This is a genomic window from Vibrio sp. St2, assembly GCF_947311885.1.
GTDB lineage: Bacteria > Pseudomonadota > Gammaproteobacteria > Enterobacterales > Vibrionaceae > Vibrio > Vibrio coralliilyticus.
Map to the genome: position 1 here is coordinate 101122 of NZ_CAMZNA010000001.1, position 18037 is coordinate 119158.

At 45.9% G+C, this 18037-nt stretch carries 16 protein-coding genes; 4 read left to right on the plus strand and 12 right to left on the minus strand.

What is annotated here, in order from left to right; all coding sequences use genetic code 11:
• Positions 1-13 precede the first annotated feature (13 nt).
• From QMA41_RS00440 to QMA41_RS00480, 9 genes are all read right to left on the minus strand, one after another.
• Positions 14-1021 (minus strand): LacI family DNA-binding transcriptional regulator, encoded by a 1008-nt coding sequence (locus tag QMA41_RS00440; protein ID WP_198561160.1) that lies wholly within the window; start codon positions 1019-1021, stop codon positions 14-16.
• A 127-nt stretch (positions 1022-1148) separates the two neighbouring features.
• Positions 1149-2888, minus strand: a complete 1740-nt coding sequence (locus QMA41_RS00445; RefSeq protein ID WP_198561159.1) for a sodium/solute symporter — start codon at positions 2886-2888, stop codon at positions 1149-1151.
• Positions 2881-3876: an ester cyclase gene (locus tag QMA41_RS00450; protein WP_281628536.1), complete on the minus strand. Its 996-nt coding sequence runs from the start codon at positions 3874-3876 to the stop codon at positions 2881-2883. The genes QMA41_RS00445 and QMA41_RS00450 overlap by 8 nt, the downstream gene beginning before the upstream one ends.
• Before the next feature lie 39 nt (positions 3877-3915).
• Positions 3916-4890, minus strand: a complete 975-nt coding sequence (locus tag QMA41_RS00455) for an ester cyclase (RefSeq protein ID WP_006962615.1) — start codon at positions 4888-4890, stop codon at positions 3916-3918.
• Positions 4891-5351: 461 nt separating this feature from the next.
• Positions 5352-6632 carry a TRAP transporter large permease gene (locus QMA41_RS00460; RefSeq protein ID WP_277683723.1) on the minus strand — a complete coding sequence of 427 codons (1281 nt, stop codon included), beginning with the start codon at positions 6630-6632 and terminating at the stop codon, positions 5352-5354.
• Positions 6629-7192 carry a TRAP transporter small permease gene (locus QMA41_RS00465; protein WP_281628537.1) on the minus strand — a complete coding sequence of 188 codons (564 nt, stop codon included), beginning with the start codon at positions 7190-7192 and terminating at the stop codon, positions 6629-6631. Before QMA41_RS00465 ends, QMA41_RS00460 begins: the two co-directional genes overlap by 4 nt.
• A gap of 63 nt (positions 7193-7255) precedes the next feature.
• Positions 7256-8251, minus strand: a complete 996-nt coding sequence (locus tag QMA41_RS00470; protein WP_038510893.1) for a TRAP transporter substrate-binding protein — start codon at positions 8249-8251, stop codon at positions 7256-7258.
• 252 nt (positions 8252-8503) lie between these two features.
• The gene (locus tag QMA41_RS00475; RefSeq protein WP_239876066.1) at positions 8504-9463 is read right to left on the minus strand and encodes a substrate-binding domain-containing protein; all 960 of its coding nucleotides are present in this window, start codon (positions 9461-9463) and stop codon (positions 8504-8506) included.
• 149 nt (positions 9464-9612) lie between these two features.
• The gene (locus QMA41_RS00480; RefSeq protein ID WP_281628538.1) at positions 9613-10362 is read right to left on the minus strand and encodes an aldolase/citrate lyase family protein; all 750 of its coding nucleotides are present in this window, start codon (positions 10360-10362) and stop codon (positions 9613-9615) included.
• Positions 10363-10651: 289 nt separating this feature from the next.
• Between QMA41_RS00480 and hisD the strand changes: the two genes are divergently transcribed.
• The 4 genes from hisD to QMA41_RS00500 all read left to right on the plus strand — a co-directional run bounded on the left by hisD (position 10652) and on the right by QMA41_RS00500 (position 14495).
• Positions 10652-11944, plus strand: a complete 1293-nt coding sequence (gene hisD / locus QMA41_RS00485; RefSeq protein ID WP_019277691.1) for a histidinol dehydrogenase — start codon at positions 10652-10654, stop codon at positions 11942-11944.
• A gap of 1 nt (position 11945) precedes the next feature.
• A complete protein-coding gene (locus QMA41_RS00490) occupies positions 11946-12680 on the plus strand; it encodes an SDR family oxidoreductase (protein WP_021456832.1) in 735 nt (244 codons plus the stop codon).
• An 86-nt stretch (positions 12681-12766) separates the two neighbouring features.
• Positions 12767-13762, plus strand: coding sequence for a cupin (locus QMA41_RS00495; RefSeq protein WP_006962610.1), 996 nt, complete (start codon positions 12767-12769; stop codon positions 13760-13762).
• 10 nt (positions 13763-13772) lie between these two features.
• Entirely contained in the window at positions 13773-14495 is a 723-nt protein-coding gene (locus QMA41_RS00500) for an alpha/beta hydrolase (RefSeq protein ID WP_281628539.1), read from the plus strand.
• 133 nt (positions 14496-14628) lie between these two features.
• On the opposite strand, the gene QMA41_RS00505 is transcribed toward QMA41_RS00500, so the two are convergent.
• Genes QMA41_RS00505 through QMA41_RS00515 form a run of 3 tightly spaced genes read right to left on the minus strand, consistent with a single transcriptional unit; the run spans position 14629 to position 17392 of the window.
• Positions 14629-15360 (minus strand): SagB/ThcOx family dehydrogenase, encoded by a 732-nt coding sequence (locus QMA41_RS00505; protein ID WP_281628540.1) that lies wholly within the window; start codon positions 15358-15360, stop codon positions 14629-14631.
• A gap of 14 nt (positions 15361-15374) precedes the next feature.
• A complete protein-coding gene (locus QMA41_RS00510; protein ID WP_281628541.1) occupies positions 15375-16565 on the minus strand; it encodes a YcaO-like family protein in 1191 nt (396 codons plus the stop codon).
• Positions 16566-16570: 5 nt separating this feature from the next.
• The gene (locus QMA41_RS00515) at positions 16571-17392 is read right to left on the minus strand and encodes a hypothetical protein (protein ID WP_281628542.1); all 822 of its coding nucleotides are present in this window, start codon (positions 17390-17392) and stop codon (positions 16571-16573) included.
• Positions 17393-18037 lie beyond the last annotated feature (645 nt).

Genomic DNA, 18037 nt, shown 5'->3' on the forward strand with positions numbered 1-18037 from the left:
ACCCGCTTTTAGTTTAACGGCTGGTGGTGTTTCGCTCGAGCAGTTTCACCGGCACCATCATTTTAACCATACTGGTGTTTTGCTCGTTGATTTGGTCTACCACAATTTTGACACTTTCTCTTGCCAGACGTTTGAAGTCTTGCCTGAACGTCGTTAACTGATAACTCAGCCATTCAGTCTGGGGGATGTTATCGAAACCGATTACCTGCAAGTCTTGTGGAATACGTAAGTTGAATTCGTAGCGAGCCACGTCCATTAATGCCATCGCGAGATTATCCGTTGCACAGAACACCGCATCGGGGCGATCATTCTTTTTTAGCAGCTGGCGAATATCGTCAAGCGCAGCAGTATAGTCATAGTTTGCTTCAACAACCTGAGCGAGCGTACCGGTTAAATCTTCAAACTCACTACTGAAGCCTTTGTGCCGCTCATCATTGGTAAACGTAGGTACTTCTCCAGTCAGATAAACGGGATGTTTCACACCACATTCCACTAACAACTGAGCGGCTTGCTGTCCTGCTTCGTAGTTGTCGCTGATCACATAACTGCTTTTGGTTCCTTCCACCACGCGCGCGTACTGAACGATGGGAATATTAAACTCTTCACACTCTTCATAGAGGCTTTTGTTAAATGTGGCAGAAGCCGCAATCACGCCGTCTACCCGGTACTGGAATATATTCGGGATAGAATGATTTTCTTTGTCGTCAACTTGCCACGGAATCAAAACTGCTGAGTAACCCAGTTTTTGCAGTTCTGATGAAATGAGCTGCAGGGTTTTCATATGAATTGGATAATCAGCATCAGGAAAAACCAAGCCAATCAGCTTTGATTCGTTGGTTGTCAGACTACGTGCAAACGCGTTAGGGCGGTAATTGAGCGCTTTCGCCGCTTCGTAGACTTTCTGTTTCGTTTTCTCTGACACTGAACTGCCAGGGATAAAAACGCGTGAAACGGTCGATTGAGAAACGCCGGCGAGTTTTGCGACATCTTTCGAAGTCACCGTCTGCTTAGTTGAGTTCATGGACCATCATTCATTTGGTAAGAAATTCACAGCAAGCCTAACATAAATAGGTACGTAGTCATAAAAGGAAAAAGCCTTACTATAGTCAAAGTAAGGCTTTTTCACTTTGATTGGGTACAACCCAGAACTATTCAGCTGTTTCAATCTGCTCCGGTTTGGCCGTTTTAGAGCCTCGTAGTGAATAGACAGCGTAAGCGACAACACTGATTGCAACCACAATTGAGCAGCCACGAACAAAATTAATAAGCATTGGTGCATTATCGGTAAAAGCGTTAATGCCCCACAGCAGAATCAATGAGAAGACAAACATGACCAGCAAGCCATAACATGGTGTATCAATCTTTCCAGGGATAACGTACCAGCCGTCTTCTTTGACAGGCTTGTTCAGACGAGCGTATTCCGCCTGTTGTCCTTTGATGGTGTATAGGTGCATCTCTTCCTGTTTTCCTGTCAGAAGCAAGCTTGCCGCATAAGCCACAACAGCGTTGACCACGACACCAATCACGCAGTACCAAGGCCAAGCGATATCAGTAGCTACCGCGACATACCAGATGGCGATAAAGCTGGCGAAAACACCGATAAGCAGGCCTTTTTCTGTGATGTGCTTTGAGTAGAAACCCAGTACAAACATACAGAAGCTCGCACCCACGAAATAAGAACCTGCTTTACTCAACACTTCAAGCACCGAGCCTGTGCTGGTCGCGAACATCAGAGCGGGAATGATGACCAGAATCGCCCACGCGACAGTAAAGATGCGAGATGCTTTCAGGTAGTGCTCTTCAGATTCGTTCTGCTTGTAAAAACGTTTGTAAAAGTCCGCTACGGATACCGTTGCCATCGAGTTGAATGCTGAATCAAGGCTCGACATACTTGCTGCCAGAATCGCTGCCGCAATGATGCCCATAAGACCCGGCATGCCATACTCACTGGCGTAGTGAAGAATAATAGTATTGCCGTTTTCAAACTCTTTACCGTCATAGTACGCATTGAACAGAACGCCAAGTAGAATGAACACGAAGTAGATGAAGAAGGCGACGTAACCCATCATCAGCATGGCTTTCTTCGCATCACCCATGCTTTTCGCTGCCATACAGCGTTGAACCATCATCTGGCTGCCACCGTAGACCGTTGTGTGGAACATCGTCATGGCGATCACCCCAGCCCAGATAGTCGTCACCTGACTCAAATCCATGCTGGTTTGCAGAGCATCTGTCATGCCTTTGGCTTTTAGCTCGGCCATCACGTCGGTCATCGGCTCTGGCATGCCATTCCACACGGCTTCGATAATGATGAAGGCACCAATGAAAAGAATCACGGCTTGAATCACATCAGTCCAGATAACGGCGGCGATGCCGCCCATGACGGTATAAATCAGCGCAATGGCAGTAACGATCATGATGCAGTACACCACGTCTATACCTGTGATGAACTCCAGTATTATCGCTGTCGCGTACAGTACTGCAGCAGAGCTTAACGCCTGCTTAATCAGGAAAATGAATGATAAAGTCACACGTGACGCCTTGCCGAAACGTCTTTCCTGATATTCGTAGATAGAAGTCAGACCGTTGTTGTAAAAGAATGGCATAAATACAGCAACGATGAAGAAGATCACCAACGGGTAGTTAAGGTGAATTGCGATAACCGACAAGCCTTCTTTGTAGGACCATGCCGGACCGCCCAAGAACGACATCGCGCTGACATAGGTACAGACTACAGAAATACCGATTGCCCACCATGGGATATTTTTATCACCGAGAGCGAACTGGCTCGCCGAGGTCACTTTCTTGCCGACCACAGCCCCCAACAATAAGGTGAGGGCAATGTAACCGCCAAGAATGGTCCAGTTAAGTACACCAAACTCATGCATAATTAGGTCCTTCTAATTGTTCTTTCATTTGGCCGAAAACGTCATAACCAAGTTGGAGCAAGATATGAACGATATCAATTGCTACCCAGTTTTCTTTCAGCAAGTCACCTTCTCGTCGCCAGATATCCATGACGCGAAGTTCTATGTTTTTTCCTGTTGGTGCAAGGCCTAACCAGCCGCTGTGACCAGTATGAGTACCATGCATGTGAGGCCAACCTCCAGTGGATACGTAGTCATTTTGAGCCAAAAAATTGAGCTCAATATCAACACTTCGATCGGGGAAGGCGAAGACAAATGGAGCTTGGTGGTGGTTGCGGAAACCTTTGATGCCGCGTGTGGTACCGATACCTGCTGGGCCATACCACATAAAGTCTTTATGCCAGTAGTTTTCCAGATCCATTGAGTAGAGATCTTTGCCATCAAAACGACCAAGACATGCCAGCATGTCATGCACAAGCTGACCACTTTTTGCGCTGTGTTCTTCACATACGTCAGAGTTTTGAATGCCATCTGCCGTTGCGGGTGAAGGGATTAAACCGTCGTGACCTAAGCTTTTGCGCAGAGGGTTCACACGCGATTGGTTCATGGCATCGATAAAATCTGGGATCATGTAAGATTCAGTGATCTGATCATTTTCGACGCACACCATCTCTGTGTATCTGAGATACAGGGTTTTTCCCGTTGCTGGAATGCCGAACAGTGGTTGCTCAAAAGTGCCAACAAAGTAACCCGTTGAGTTGTACCAAGTACGGCCTTCAAATTCGCCGTTCATCACGATCATCGGGCGTCGCTCAACGTCAGGCATTGCCGTTACCAAAGGTGATAGAAACGAAGTGTGTGCAGCCTCTGGGCCGTTCAGGTCATTGACTGGGTGCGCGACACACCATTTGACGTCTGGGTTCAACGCTTGCTGGGCAACACTTGCCTGCTCACTAAGCTTAGCGTTGAAGTACTGTTGGTAGAACTGTTCAATGATATTGAGTGACATTTTGCTTCCTTACTGAATGTGGGTTTATAACTGGGCGGCTTAGCCTTGCTGAAGCAGAATCTGCTTCCAGATCGCGGTTTCGTCGATCAGCGTAAACTCGCGACGCAGTCCCCATGGGCCAAACTCAGCGTGGCTGATGCCCATGATGTAAACGTCTTTACCTGTCGGCTTGCCAAATGCGCCATAACCTTCGTGCTTACCATGTAGAGACCAGCGAATGGCGGCGCGTGGAGACATCATTGGATCTTCTCGACCAATGCGATGGTGAACTTTGAACTCGGCATTTGGGAATGAAGAGCGCAGTGAAATCCAGAAATGATCAATTTCGCTGTGTGATAGGGCGGTACGGCCGCCACTGTACTCACCGATACAAGCTCGGTCGTATTCACGTGGGATGGCGGAAAACTCAGCATTCATGATGCTATTTAGAATGGCTTCGTATTGCTGACCATATTGATTGTCATTGCCAACACCCGTGTAAGGGCCCTGCATATCGACATCTGGAGTAAAAGGGAAGGAGGCTTTTTCTACGCCACCTTCGAAATCAATTTGTTTTCGGGCGAACTCTTCGGACGTCATGCCGAGCTGTCTGGCGATGTCGGCTTGGTCGCGTACTAGCCACTCATCGTTAATTTGATTGTTGATCGCATGGCAGTCGGCGATGATGCGAAAACGTAACTTGCTGTTCGTTGCTTTGCCATAGAACCCATCGCTGCTGTGTGTGGCAGTCGAAATGATACGGTGAGAGGACAACATGCCTTGTTCAGGTGAGCCAGACCAGATGACATCTTCTCCGTAAAGCGTACGATCCGGGAACTCAGCCAGTGTAGCCATCGTCGCGCTGATGACGTCGTCGTTACCTTGCACAATAGACAAAGGCGTACGCACAACAATATCGGGTGAGTAATAGTGCTCAAGGGTATTTAGGCCACGGTCTTCCCAAATCTCTTTTGTAATTCCCAAAATATAATCGGGAAAATCACGCCATTTTTCGTCAAAGCCAACCATAGCCATAAATCACCTCCTGAGTTTAATTCTTGTTTACTTTGTTTTTGGTTACGTATCCAAAATGAAGTTGTGTTGCATTTTTGTCAATAGATTGTTCTTGTGATGTTTTAATATCGTGCTTAAGATCGGGTTTTTAACAAGTGTTCGAAAAGTGTTCAGAGTAAATACGCCAATTTGATTTCAACTTGGCGATTGAAAAAGGAGATGGCTGGCTTGTGTTCAAAGATAGAGCAGGCCAATAACAGGGCAGTGGATTGTTTTGCTATTTAATGATTGAAATATCAAAAGTCAGCGAGGAAAGCTCATTACCATATTGTGGAAAGGGGTTGATTAGGCGAATAATTAAGCACTTTGGCGCGCAGTTTTTACCCTGAGAGCTCTCATTTCAATACTATTGCATACGAATGCTTTGAGGGCTGAGAAAGCCACCCAGTGGTAACACGAGGTGGCTTAATATGTCTCTGCTGCTATGACAGCAATTCCGGCAAGGATAAGGAAATGGCGGGTATGAAAGTGATCAGCATGAGTGCAACAATCATTGCGCCAATCCAGCCAATGATGGCTTTGGATAACGATTCAATCGGTACTTTGCCGACCTGACTGGCCATAAATAGGTTGGCTCCGAGTGGTGGCGTGACAAATCCAATCGCTAGGTTAACAATCATCACAATACCAAAGTGAACAGGATCCATGCCCAGTGCGGAGGTTATCGGCAGCAGGATAGGGGTCAGAATCACGATGGCCGCTAATGTCTCCATAAAGGTGCCAACCAACAGCAACAGGATGTTGATACACAGTAAAATCAGTAGCTTGTTCTCGGTAATGGTCAGAATGAACTGAGCGATTTCTGTGGGCAGGCGCTCCAAGGTCAGAATTCGACCAAAGGTTACCGAAGCGCCGACGATCACCAATACTGCTCCCACTAACAGAGAAGATTCTAAGATGATTTTGACGACCTGTTTGACGTTCAGCTCTTTGTAAACAAACATGCCGAAGAACAAGCCATACAACACGCCAATGGCGGCTGATTCGGTGGGTGTGAAGATACCAGAGTAGATGCCACCCAGAATGATCACAGGCAGTAGCATGGCCCAGCTTGCGTCTTTGAGTGCTGACAATCGCTCACTCCAGCTGGCCTTTTTATCATTCCCCGAATAGCCGCGTACTTTGGATACCATCACACAGTAGCCAATCAAGACCAGCCCGACCACCAGACCTGGGATTATTCCCGCCATGAACATTTTGGTGACAGACACTTCCGCGGTAATCGCGTAAACAATCATCACAACCGAAGGTGGAATGATCACCCCGATTCCTCCTGAAGACGCAATCAGAGCACCAGCGAAGCTGCGGTCATAGCCTTTTTTTACCATCGATGGGATCATCGTCAGGCCGATGGCAGCAACGGTAGCGGAACCGGTACCTGAAATCGATGCGAAGAACATACAGGCAACAATGGCAACAATACCCAGCCCGCCGGTGAAGTGACCGAAAAAGACTTCGGCGACATGAAGAAGACGTTTGGATATACCGCCCTGACTCATCAGGTTACCCGCCAGAGTGAACAGAACCACTGCCAGTAGGGGGAAAGAGTCAAGGCCAGTAACCAACCCTTGAACTAAGAACTCTACGTTCAGGAAAGGCAGGCTCATGATCGCTATCATACTGGCGGTTGCCAGTGCAATGCCGACCGGTACGCCGATTAAGAGTAGCAGTCCGAAGCTGCCGAATAAGAGTGCAGATGTCATGCGTTAAGCTCCTGCATTCGATTAGATGCTTTGTATTTCGCTTTTAATTGGCGATACCTATCACTGCAAAAGTGCGTTGGCTGAGAGGGTGCCGACAGCCCACAGAGGCGCTGATAAATACTGACGATTAAACGCAGGATACTGAGAATCGCACACACCAGCACTGAGGCATACAAGCAGGCCACGGGGATCTCCATTGCTGGCGCAATCTGCCCAAGCTGAAGGCTGCGGTTAATGACCTTAAAACCAAACCAGGCCACGACACTGCTGAATACCAGATAGATGACGTCTGAAATGATCAGGCTGATTTTGGGCAAAACCCCGGGTAATTTATCGACGAATACGCGAATTCGGATATGTCGGTCATGTTTGATGCAGTAGCTGATGCTGAGGTACATCGCCCACACAAACAGGTATCGTGACAGCTCTTCAGCCCAAGCAATTGTGGCGTCAAACAGGCGCAAAGCGATTTGCAAGCAGAGAAGAGCCGTCATGGTCGAAATGGCAATGACAATCAGGCTAGGTTCAAAATATTTATCCAGTAAGCGAAACCACTTCATGTTCACCTCCCAAAGCAGTTCGTTTCCGAAGAGTCTCGGCTCCCCGGAAACACAGAGTGAGAATTACAGGCGGTCAATTTCAGCGATAACGCTGTCAAACAACTGTTCACCTGTCTTGCTGCGCAAGTCTTGGTAAACGGCAGCGTTCATTTTGTTCTTCATCTGCTCGCGCACTGCTTCTGGTACTTCATTCACTGTCATGCCTTTCGCTTTCAGGTCTTCAATCACATCCTGATTCTGCTGCGCCGCTAAAACACGTTGTTTAGCGATGGTTTCTTTGGTGATGTCATTGATAAGTGCTTGCTGGTCTGCAGGTAGTGAATCCCAGAAGGACTTATTCATAAACAACACATAGTTGCTGTAGATGTGGTTGGTTAGCGACAAGTAGTTTTGCGCTTCATAAAAACGCTCAGCATAAATGGAGTAAATAGAGCTTTCCTGAGCATTGATCAGACCCTGCTGTAGCGAGGTGAAAATCTCACCCCAAGACAGTGGCGTTGGCGCTGAACCAATGGATTTCCAAGCGTTGATTTGACTTGGATTAGGTGCTGAACGAATTTTCAGGCCCTGAAGATCGTCGAGTGTGTTGATTGGGGCTTTGTTGTTGGTGACATTACGGAAGCCTAGCTCCATAAAGCCTAAACCGTGAAAACCTTTTGACTCCATTGCTTTCAGCAGAGGCTGGCCGATTTTATCGCTGTCTAGCGCTCGGTGTGCCTGCTCTTCACTGTCAAACAGGTAGAAGGTGTCAAGAACGTTGAATTCTGGTACATAAGGCGCGAGGAGAACTGAGGCTCCAAATGTCATTTGCAGGTTACCTTGCTGAACCAATTCTGTTGTTTCGCGTACATCACCAAGTTGGCGCGCAGGGTAAATCTCTACTTCCAGTTCACCGTTTGAACGAGACTCCAACTCTTGTTCGAAGTAGAGCATTGCTTGGTGAACAGGTGATGTTTCCTGGCTGTCATGGCCGAGACGGATGACATTGCTTGCAAACGTATTCATGCTGCTAATGGTTAGGCCAAAAGCGGTTAATGATGTGATGATTGCTTTTTTCATTGTTCTTCCTTGTATCTGGTATGACCTTTGATCATTCATTTTTGAGATCATACAGGCTTGTTTGTTTTATTAACGTGTTGAGCAATTCATATCCTTTTGCATACGAATCCAAAAATAAAACATGCAATTAACAAGTCAATAACAAGATGCGCAACTTGATACGGAATTCAGTAAAAAATGACGAAAATACAGTGGGGGTCACATAAAAAAGCCTCGTCATGGAGACAAGGCTTAGTGGAGTCGAATAGTGTGTTAACGAGTGGTGCTACCGCGCTCAATCAGAGTGCCCTGTTCAAGTAGGTAGTCGCCAGACGCGTCGGTATTGTTGTTGATACGATCCATTAAATCTTCGACAGCGCGACTTACGATCTTGTCGACAGGTTGGGCGACCGTCGTTAAGTCGTAAGCTGGCCAGCCAGACATCGGGATGTTATCGACGCCCATTACTGCATAATCTTCCGGTATCGATGCGCCTGCTTTTCTTAGTCCATCCATCAAACCCAGAGCGATGATGTCGTTGGCGCAGAAAATCGCTTCCGGCTTCACCGCGTGTGACTGAATCTCTGTTGCGGCTTCCATCCCCGCATCGAAGCAGTATTTAGCTTGAATAAATACAGGGGTTGGAACACCTAACTCTTTGAGCTTTGATGAAAAGCCAAGCCAGCGCTCTTCGCTGGTCATTGAACCTGAATCGCCACTGACATACGCCAGTTGTTTATAGCCTTTTTTCACCAAATACTCGGCCGCTTCTTGGCCGGCTTGACGGTTGTCGACACCGGCACAGTTAGCATTGATGCCATTGGTATAACGGTTGATAAGACTTAGGTGAACACCAAATTTTTCGCACTGGGCAAAAGCACGTGAAGTCAGACGGCTGGTGGCGATGATCAGGCCATCAACCTGATACTCAATCGCACGGGAAATCGCCAGATCAAGGTCGTCTTTGTCGATTGGACACAGAACCACCTGACCGCCACGTTTTTGGATTTCCATTGCTAACGCACGTGATTGCAGGTCATACATCGGGTTTGACTCACTGTCTAACGCGATGGCAACAAGACCAGAGCGATTTGAGATCAGGCTACGAGCAATCGCGTTGGGGGTGTAACCGAGCTTAGCGGCGGCATCCATCACCATCTTACGTTTCTTCTCGCTGATGCTAGCGGTCGGGCTGAACGCTCTTGATACGGTCGACTGAGAGACGCCGAGCATTTTCGCGACGTCTATCGAAGTTACTTTCGCTTTAATGGTGATACTCCTTTCCGTGGGTTTGCTGACCCTTTTATCTGCCAGAGTTTATGGGTTAGGGGATTTCTCTGTCTAGCGCTGTGCATTGATAGCGATTAAATATCGGATAAAACTCAGGAATTCATCACATTTCTTTCTTGCCTGAAGCCATCAATGATCATTTTATGCTCCGACCCCACACCAAAGAAGTTAACGCCAAGCTCGCCCCAGTCTTTTGCTTGTTGCGCTGTGGCAACGAACATACCGACGGGCTTGCCACAGGCTTTGGCGGCTTCAATAATTCTGATGCTTGCTTGTCGCACCTGATCGTCGTTTACGCTTTTAGCGCCATACGCCACGGTGAGGTCGACCTGACCAATAAACAGGGCATCTATACCATCGACGCGAGCGATGGCTTCCACATTGTCTACTCCTTCGGGATCTTCTATCTGAGCCACGACCACAGTATTCGCTTTACTGTCAGCCAGATGTTGAGCCATAGGCTTGGTTGCGTAGCTTGCAGCGCGGCTGGAACCCGCATAGCCGCGTCCCCCTTCACCGTAGTGACATATCTTAACGATTTTTTCTGCTTGTTTTGCATTGCAGACATGTGGGATCTGAACACCTGTCGCGCCACAATCCAAAGCATTAAGAATGGTGGCAGGCTGGCTGTCTTGAACTCGAACCAGACAGGGTAACTGATTAGCACGGGCAGCAAGGATACACAGGTCGAGAGACTGACGGTCAAACGGAGCGTGCTCGGCATCGAGAATGATGAAGGACAATTCAGACAGTGCTAGCACTTCGATGATGTGGGGGTGAGGGGTTTTAACAAATGTTCCCAGTAAGGAAGGCTGGGTTAGCGTAGATTTGAAATTAGTCATGAAGACACTCCATTGCAAAGGTATGCAAAAACTAGCACGAACAAATGTAAATGATCAGTGAATTTTATGTGATACAAATACCGTTTTTGATTATTAAATCATTGATTGATTGTGTCTATGATGCTTTTTTATGCCTCTAATTCTTATTAAAACAAGCGATTAGAGAGTTTTTTGGGCTTGCGTACGATTATCTTGAAAGTTGTTAAGATTGTGTTTAATCTAATTTTGCATTCGTATCCAAAATTACAAAGAAGCAATTGTCAGTCTAAACCCTCAAGGAGAAAATCGCATGGCACGCATTTTAAAGAACGGAATCACTGAAGAAGCATCAGCATCAAATGACGCGAAAGTGCGTCAGATCGTAGAGAACATTCTTGCTGATATTGAATCGAAAGGTGACAGCGCCGTACGCGAGCTTTCAGAAAAATTTGATAACTGGTCACCAGAGCAGTTTCGTTTAACACCAGACCAGATTCAGGCATGTGTTGACGCGTTAGATGAGTCAACTCGCCACGATATTGAATTCGCTCAGGAGCAAGTACGTAACTTTGCTCAAATTCAGCGCGATTCAATGAAAGATGTTGAAGTTGAAACTATGCCGGGTGTGGTTCTGGGTCATAAGAATATTCCGGTTAACAGCGTAGGCTGTTACATCCCAGGCGGTAAGTACCCGCTAGTCGCGTCTGCTCACATGAGTGTACTCACTGCAAAAGTGGCAGGTGTAAAACGAGTGATTGCTTGTGCACCGCCATTTAACGGCCAGCCAAATGTGGCAATCGTTGCGGCGATGGCGATGGCTGGCGCTGATGAGATTTACTGTTTTGGTGGCGTTCAGGCGGTAGGTGCAATGGCACTGGGTACTGAGACAATTGCCCCTGTAGATATGATTGTTGGCCCAGGTAACGCGTTTGTTGCTGAAGCCAAGCGTCAGTTGTTTGGTCGCGTGGGTATCGATTTGTTTGCTGGTCCAACAGAAACGCTGGTTATTGCTGATGAAAAGGGCTGTGACCCAGAACTGGCAGCAGCAGACTTATTGGGTCAGGCCGAGCATGGCTATAACTCTCCGGCTGTTCTTCTAACAAACAGCGAGACGTTTGCCGAGGAAACGATCAAAGAGATTGAGCGCCAGTTGACGATTCTGCCAACGGCGGAAGTCGCAGGCAAAGCATGGGCAGATTACGGTCAGGTGATCGTGTGTGACAGCTATGAAGAAATGGTTGAAGTTGCAGATGACATCGCCTCAGAACATGTTCAGGTGATGACGGAAGATCCAAAGTATTTCCTCGACAACATGTCCAACTATGGTGCGCTGTTCTTAGGTCGCGAGACCAACGTTTCTTACGGTGACAAATGTATCGGTACGAACCATACGCTTCCGACAAAGAAAGCGGCTCGCTACACCGGTGGTCTGTGGGTAGGTAAATTCATCAAGACTTGTACGTATCAGCGTGTCACTGAAGCGGCATCTCTGAAGGTGGGCGAATACTGTTCTCGCTTGTGTGCACTGGAAGGTTTTGCTGGGCACAAAGAGCAGGCGGATATTCGTGTACGTCGTTACAAAGGCAAAGTAGAAGAGGCTTAATATGTCGAAACTTGCCTTAGTTACAGGCGGCAGTGGCGGTCTAGGAGCCGCCATATGTCACAAGCTGGCCGATTCCGGCTACCGAGTTGTCTTAACGTACAACAGCAATCAACAGTCGGCGCACAAAGTATTGTCAGAGTTATCAGGTGAAGGTCACTTAGCTTTTCAGCTCAATGTGTCGGATTCGCAAGCAATAGACTCGTTAGCCAGTCAGGTCAATGAAATTAACGGCCAACTGGATTTACTGGTCAATTGCGCTGGTATGACAAAGTTTGTCGCGCATTCAGATTTGAGTGGTTTGAACGACGAGCTGTTTGACCAAATCTTCCAAGTCAATGTTCGCGCGCCGTTTGCCATGGTTCGCGCCTGTGAATCTTTGCTGCGTGAGGCCAAAGGTTGCGTGGTGAACATTACTTCCATCGCCGCGCAAACTGCGATGGGCAGCAATATTGCTTATTGCGCGAGTAAATCCGCGGCAGAGAATATGACTCGCTCATTGGCAAGAGCGCTTTCACCGGATATTCGCGTCCTTGCGGTTGCTCCGGGGTTGGTGGACACCGAGTTTGTTAAAGGGCTCGATGACAGCTGGCGCAATCAGCAGGAGCAGTCGACACCGCTCAAACGTCTTGCCAGTGATGAAGAGGTGGCAAATGCAGTCTACGCCGCCGCGGAAGTGCTGACGTTCTCAACGGGCAACACGATTGCCGTCGACGGTGGCAGACCTCTTGGTTCCTGATCTCATTGATCTGAGAGCCAGCTAAGCAAAGCGCTAACAAGGTCAATGGCTAGACCCAAGAAAAGAAAGAACAATTAGGATTATCTATGACTCTACAAAATCGTATTAACGACAATCTTGTTCGTTACATGGAGCTGATACCGGGAACCAGTGCGTTTATCGATGCGCGTACTCCGGGCAGTGACCTGAAAGACAACTTCTGCATCATAGGCGCAGGCGTCGCTGAAAGCAGCCGTCAGCATGTTCACATCCGCGAAACAGCAGGCTTCAATATCGGCGCAGCAGGTCAGCCGCCGGGTATTAAGAATTCACTCCATTCACACCGTACTGCTGAGCTGTTCGTCGTGTTTAAAGGTCAATTCCGCTTTTACTGGGGTAATGATGGTGAACATGAAGCGGTGCTCTCTCATGGCGATGTGATTTCAATTCCGACCAACCTTTTCCGTGGCTTTGAAGTTGTCGGCCGCGATTATGGTTTCATGTACTCGGTACTGGGTGGCGATGATTCAGGCGGTGGTGTGATTTGGCACCCTAACGTTATCAAAGACAGTCAGGGCTATGGCTTGTACTTAAAAGCGGACGGCACTTTGGTCGATACTATTGACGGTGATGCGGTTCCACAAGAGTCTGAACTGATGCCATTGCTAACCAAAGAAGAGATGGCTTCGTTTGATAGCTACACCGCTGAGCAGATGATGCCTTTCGTGGCGCTAAAGAACGACTACCGCCCGATTGAAAGTGACTTTTCAGCGCCAAACGTCAAACAATACGCGCTAACTGGTCATCCGCTGGCTGATTACGATTTCCACGTAAAAAGTGAAGATGAGGTCAGCATCATGGCGTATGAACTCACAGAGGGTGGCTCCATTCCTCAGCATAGCCGTGATGATAAGCAGGTACTGATTAACTTTGATGGTGATACCGAAGTGGTTGTGACCCATCAAGGCGAACAAGCCAGCCTGATCCTGACCCGAGGTGATGTATTTAGCGTACCGGAAGGTGCCTCATACTCACTGACGAACTTGCGTGGTAACAGCTTCACATACTGTGTACTCGGCTCTGACAAGCCAGCCAAACTGTAAGGAGTGCAACATGACACAACCACTGCCTTTGATCTGGTTACCCGGGTTACTGTGTGATGGTGCACTGTTTGAAGATGTGAATCAGGCACTGCCTCAATGGGTAGCGCCTGAGTGCGTTTCACTGAGTGCCTTGCCTACCATGGAACAACTAGCGGCTGATGTGTTGGCTAAAGCCCCACAAGAGTTTGTGCTTGGTGGTTTATCCATGGGGGGCATTTTGGCGTTTGAGGTGTATCGTCAGGCTCCGGAGCGAGTCAAAGGTTTGATTTTGATGGACACCAACTCGGCGGATGAAAAACCGGAAGTCTCAGAGAAACGCTACGCACTGGTTAAAAGGGCGTTAAAAGGTGAATTTGATCAGATTACGCCTGAGGTGTTGATGTCGGTGTTGATTCATCCAAGTCGTGTTAACGAGCTGGATCTGACGGCGAGAATTGAGCAAATGGCGCTCAATGTCGGCCTAGAAGCTTTTCAAGCTCACGCTGATGCTTTGGCGACAAGGCCCGACGCTCGGCCACTTCTGGCAGACATCTCGGTGCCAACCCTCGTCATTACCGGCAAAGACGATTTGCTGTGTCCTATCGACAATCACTTACTGATGGCCAAGCACATCCCAGATGTGACGTTGCACGTACTACCAAACTGCGGTCATCTCTCCAGCATGGAGCTGCCGGACGCTGTAGCGCGGCGCGTATCCGACTGGCTGACACTCAATCAGCTAAAATGGTTTTAGTCCTAGCCCCGCTGATTTTGGCGGGGTTTGTTTTTTTATATACGAGTTAGCTCTGCCGAGGAAATGTTACCGTTACTGAGTGAACATCAGCAAATTGGGCCGATTCATCTAGGTATGTTTGCAATGGTCTGCTCTAGAGGCCTACTGCCACACTGTATAAGGGAGCCTGATGCTGAATAGTGGTTCCCAGCCATTGGCACAATGTGTCCTCCATACCACCTCCTATACAGCAATGTTTCCAGCCCCGCTCTGTTGCAAGGAGACTTACGTTTTGTCCAATATGTCCTGCTTCTAAGAATGCATAACGCCATCCTCTATCACCATATTTCTCAGTGATAGCAGAGTGTTCAGCCGTGAGAAATAGGATAAAGGCAGCATCAGACAGGTTATCGAAAGAGTAGGTTTTATCTACACTCTTATCATGTTCAGTAAGTGCGTAAAGGCGTGATGGTGTCGGTTCATGATGATTAGGTAAGTGGTATACGCCTGGTTCCAAACCATCGACTCGATTGACGATATAGTAAGGAGTTACCTTATAAAGTCCGCCTGCTGAAGGGTAGCTGCGAGTACGAAAAATTGAACGATGGAAAAACAACAGTTCGCTCAGTTGCAGAGTTGAACCTGAGTAGGAACGATGGCTATTTCGATCTGAAAAAAGGCGTAAAAGCGGGCTGGCATCGTTTTCTATAGTTAATGCTTCAGGCAATTCAAATATTTGTCCTGATGCAGATTCATAAAACGCCTCAAAGCGGTTCACAGATTCCTGATTAGTAAACTGGCTTCGGAGACAAGTATCAATGTACCATTGTGGAATACTACGCGTTAGTTTTCGTTCAAATCTGTTCTTTTGCTTAATGATGGGCATAAGTGCGTTTCTCGTCAAAGAAATGGATGCGGCTCGCGCTCAGCTGCGCAACACCCTGTAATTCTCTTTATCGCTGCCAGTGGTCGACACCGATCATCGTGGTTCAAGGAGATCAAATCCGGAGAATACGACTTGAGTACTATTCCCCCCATAGCGGCGACTTCTGGAGTGGTAAGGTCAGCGGTATAGATACGTATATTTAGCTCTTTCAATCGATTGATAAGCTCAGACAAGGTGCTGATGCCTGCTCTCATTTCTTCTGTAGCTGAAACACCTTGAGTAAGAAAGTTGGTTAGATGGAGATTTTCTTCCTTGTAATAGTTGAGGCTATCTTCAAAGGACTTTATACCGCTAGCTTCTTCAACATTTTCTGTATTATCGTGAAGTGCAGATACGATTTTTAGCTGCTCAACTTCTGAAGAGGCCTTGTCTATAGCTTTGTTTTTATTGAAGTCCGCGCTTGTACCTATCAATATATGCTGGCGATAAATCTCCACTACAGCAACACAAGGAACTCCAATACGTCCAGTGATATCCAAAACAAACCGGTTGTCTTCTTGTGAAATCACCGCTGGACTTAACTTAGCCCACCAAACATGAAGAAAAGCGTCTCGCTCTACGAGTTCTAGTAAACTGTTCAAAAAAGCTTCATCTTTTTCTATGTGAAAAGCTACTCCATTAGAATTAGGACTCCAATACTTATCTTCTTCTGGTTTTTGAGGGACGAAAATCTGTGCCGGCAAATAAGTGCTTTGATTATCAAGGTCAGTCGTCTTTAACCAATAAATAGGCTCTCCTGGTCCCAATTTTTTAAGAGGAAATATAGGCTCGGAGTACTGGTTTTCTGAAAAAGCATTTATGATTTCGTTAGGTGGCGACGCGAAATTTCCTTCATTGATCATCTGTTCCCAACTTTTGGGTGCTTTACCCCGATAAATAGAAAGGCTATACCAGCAATAACGCTCAAAGTATTCGGCAGCAACTTTCACTGCTGACAGATTTAGACTGGCATCATTGCCACATGAGACAATGTCATTTTTCCTTCCTGTTAGTAGACTGATACCAGAATTTGAATGACATCGAGTTATGTATAGTCCGTTCTCAAATTTGAGTTTCTCGGCAGAGGGAATTATGCCTAACTTGTTTGAACATACCTTGCTTAATTTGTCTAAGAAGGCTTGGCTTTTTAAGTTTGGATAAAACATAGTTATCACTCAAAGCAGAAGTTACACATGTTGATATTAGGTATTCTAACTTTTTCAAAATCAAGGTTTTGAGCATCAAACAGTATTGCATGATCATAGTCGCCGTAAGGTTTTCCTGAAAGTAAACGCTCAATCCATAATTTCAGTGTGGATTCTCCCTGCCTTAATGTACTTTTTGATATTTTGAACTTTTGTTTTCTCTCACTGAAATAATGCTCGATCCTATTATGTTCATCAATTGAAGACAGGTTGGATAGGAAAAGCATACGGTAGCAATTATAACAAGGCCCCATACTCAATCCGAATACAGGGGTAATACTAAAACCGAAATGGTCATAGATTATGGCCGCCCATGGTGTCGAAAGCGTTTCATGTAGATGCTCTAGGTGTTTATATTGATGTTGACTGACCGCAATGAGGAGTATAGCTTTCTCATCTAACTGACTCAAGCTATGTGAGTTTGGGAGTACTTCGATGGAGTTGTGAGCGCGTAGCGTCTCAAGTTCTTCTTCATCGGGTAGGAAGCTCTGGAAGTAGACTTTGTTTAAGATTTTGTTTTCTACTAACTCAAGTTCTTGCAGGGACTTGCAAATATTTCCTTCAAATAGACCATAGTCGTAAAGCGAACATATCATGCCTGATCGGATGTCGCATAGTGAATCAATATCTATATCATCCAAAGCAACGTTTTGAAGTTCTTCAATAAAAGCATTTAGTTCATTAGATGGAATGCTTCCTGTTTCAAAATAAAGTGAGCTGCCCATATAGTATAAATGAGTTACCTCATTCTTCGTAGAGATAAAATTTACGTTTCGACTGAGTTTCATTATAAAGCCTTTATATCTTAGGGCAGCTAAGTAATTAAATATTAACTAATATTTAGCAAACACATGTGCAGCACATACCTGCTGCTTTCTTCGTTACTTTCTTAGTTTTAACTTCTGTGTTTTTTTTCTTCTTATTTAGTTTTTCAATAGTAGTCATTGTTTTTCTCCAAAAATTAATAAGGTTATGTTGCGATGATTAAACATCGGGTGAATAAAATCATTCTAATAGGATTGGAGTCAATAAAATAAATCTATTAACTTAGGGTTGATTTTAATAACTCGATTTATATGCAAAATATCACTGTTAATAATAATTTTTTTGTTTTTAGCATTATATTTATTTTTGTTACTAGCATATCTATGAATAATATTTACATTGTTTATTGGTGATTTTTGAGTATTTGGATTTTATATTTCTTTAAATTTAAATTCGATTTTAATTATTTGTTTTGCTTATTTTATTTGCGTTTTTATTTTTGAAAGCTATAGATGTTTGTAATTAACATTAATTTTTAATCTTCATATTTAGATAAAGATAATTTCTATGATACTAGTATTAGTATCCTTATTTATTTTTTAACAACTAATCACAGGTTTTATAATGAGTGCTATAAAAATATTATGCCTATGGAAAGATATTTTTTG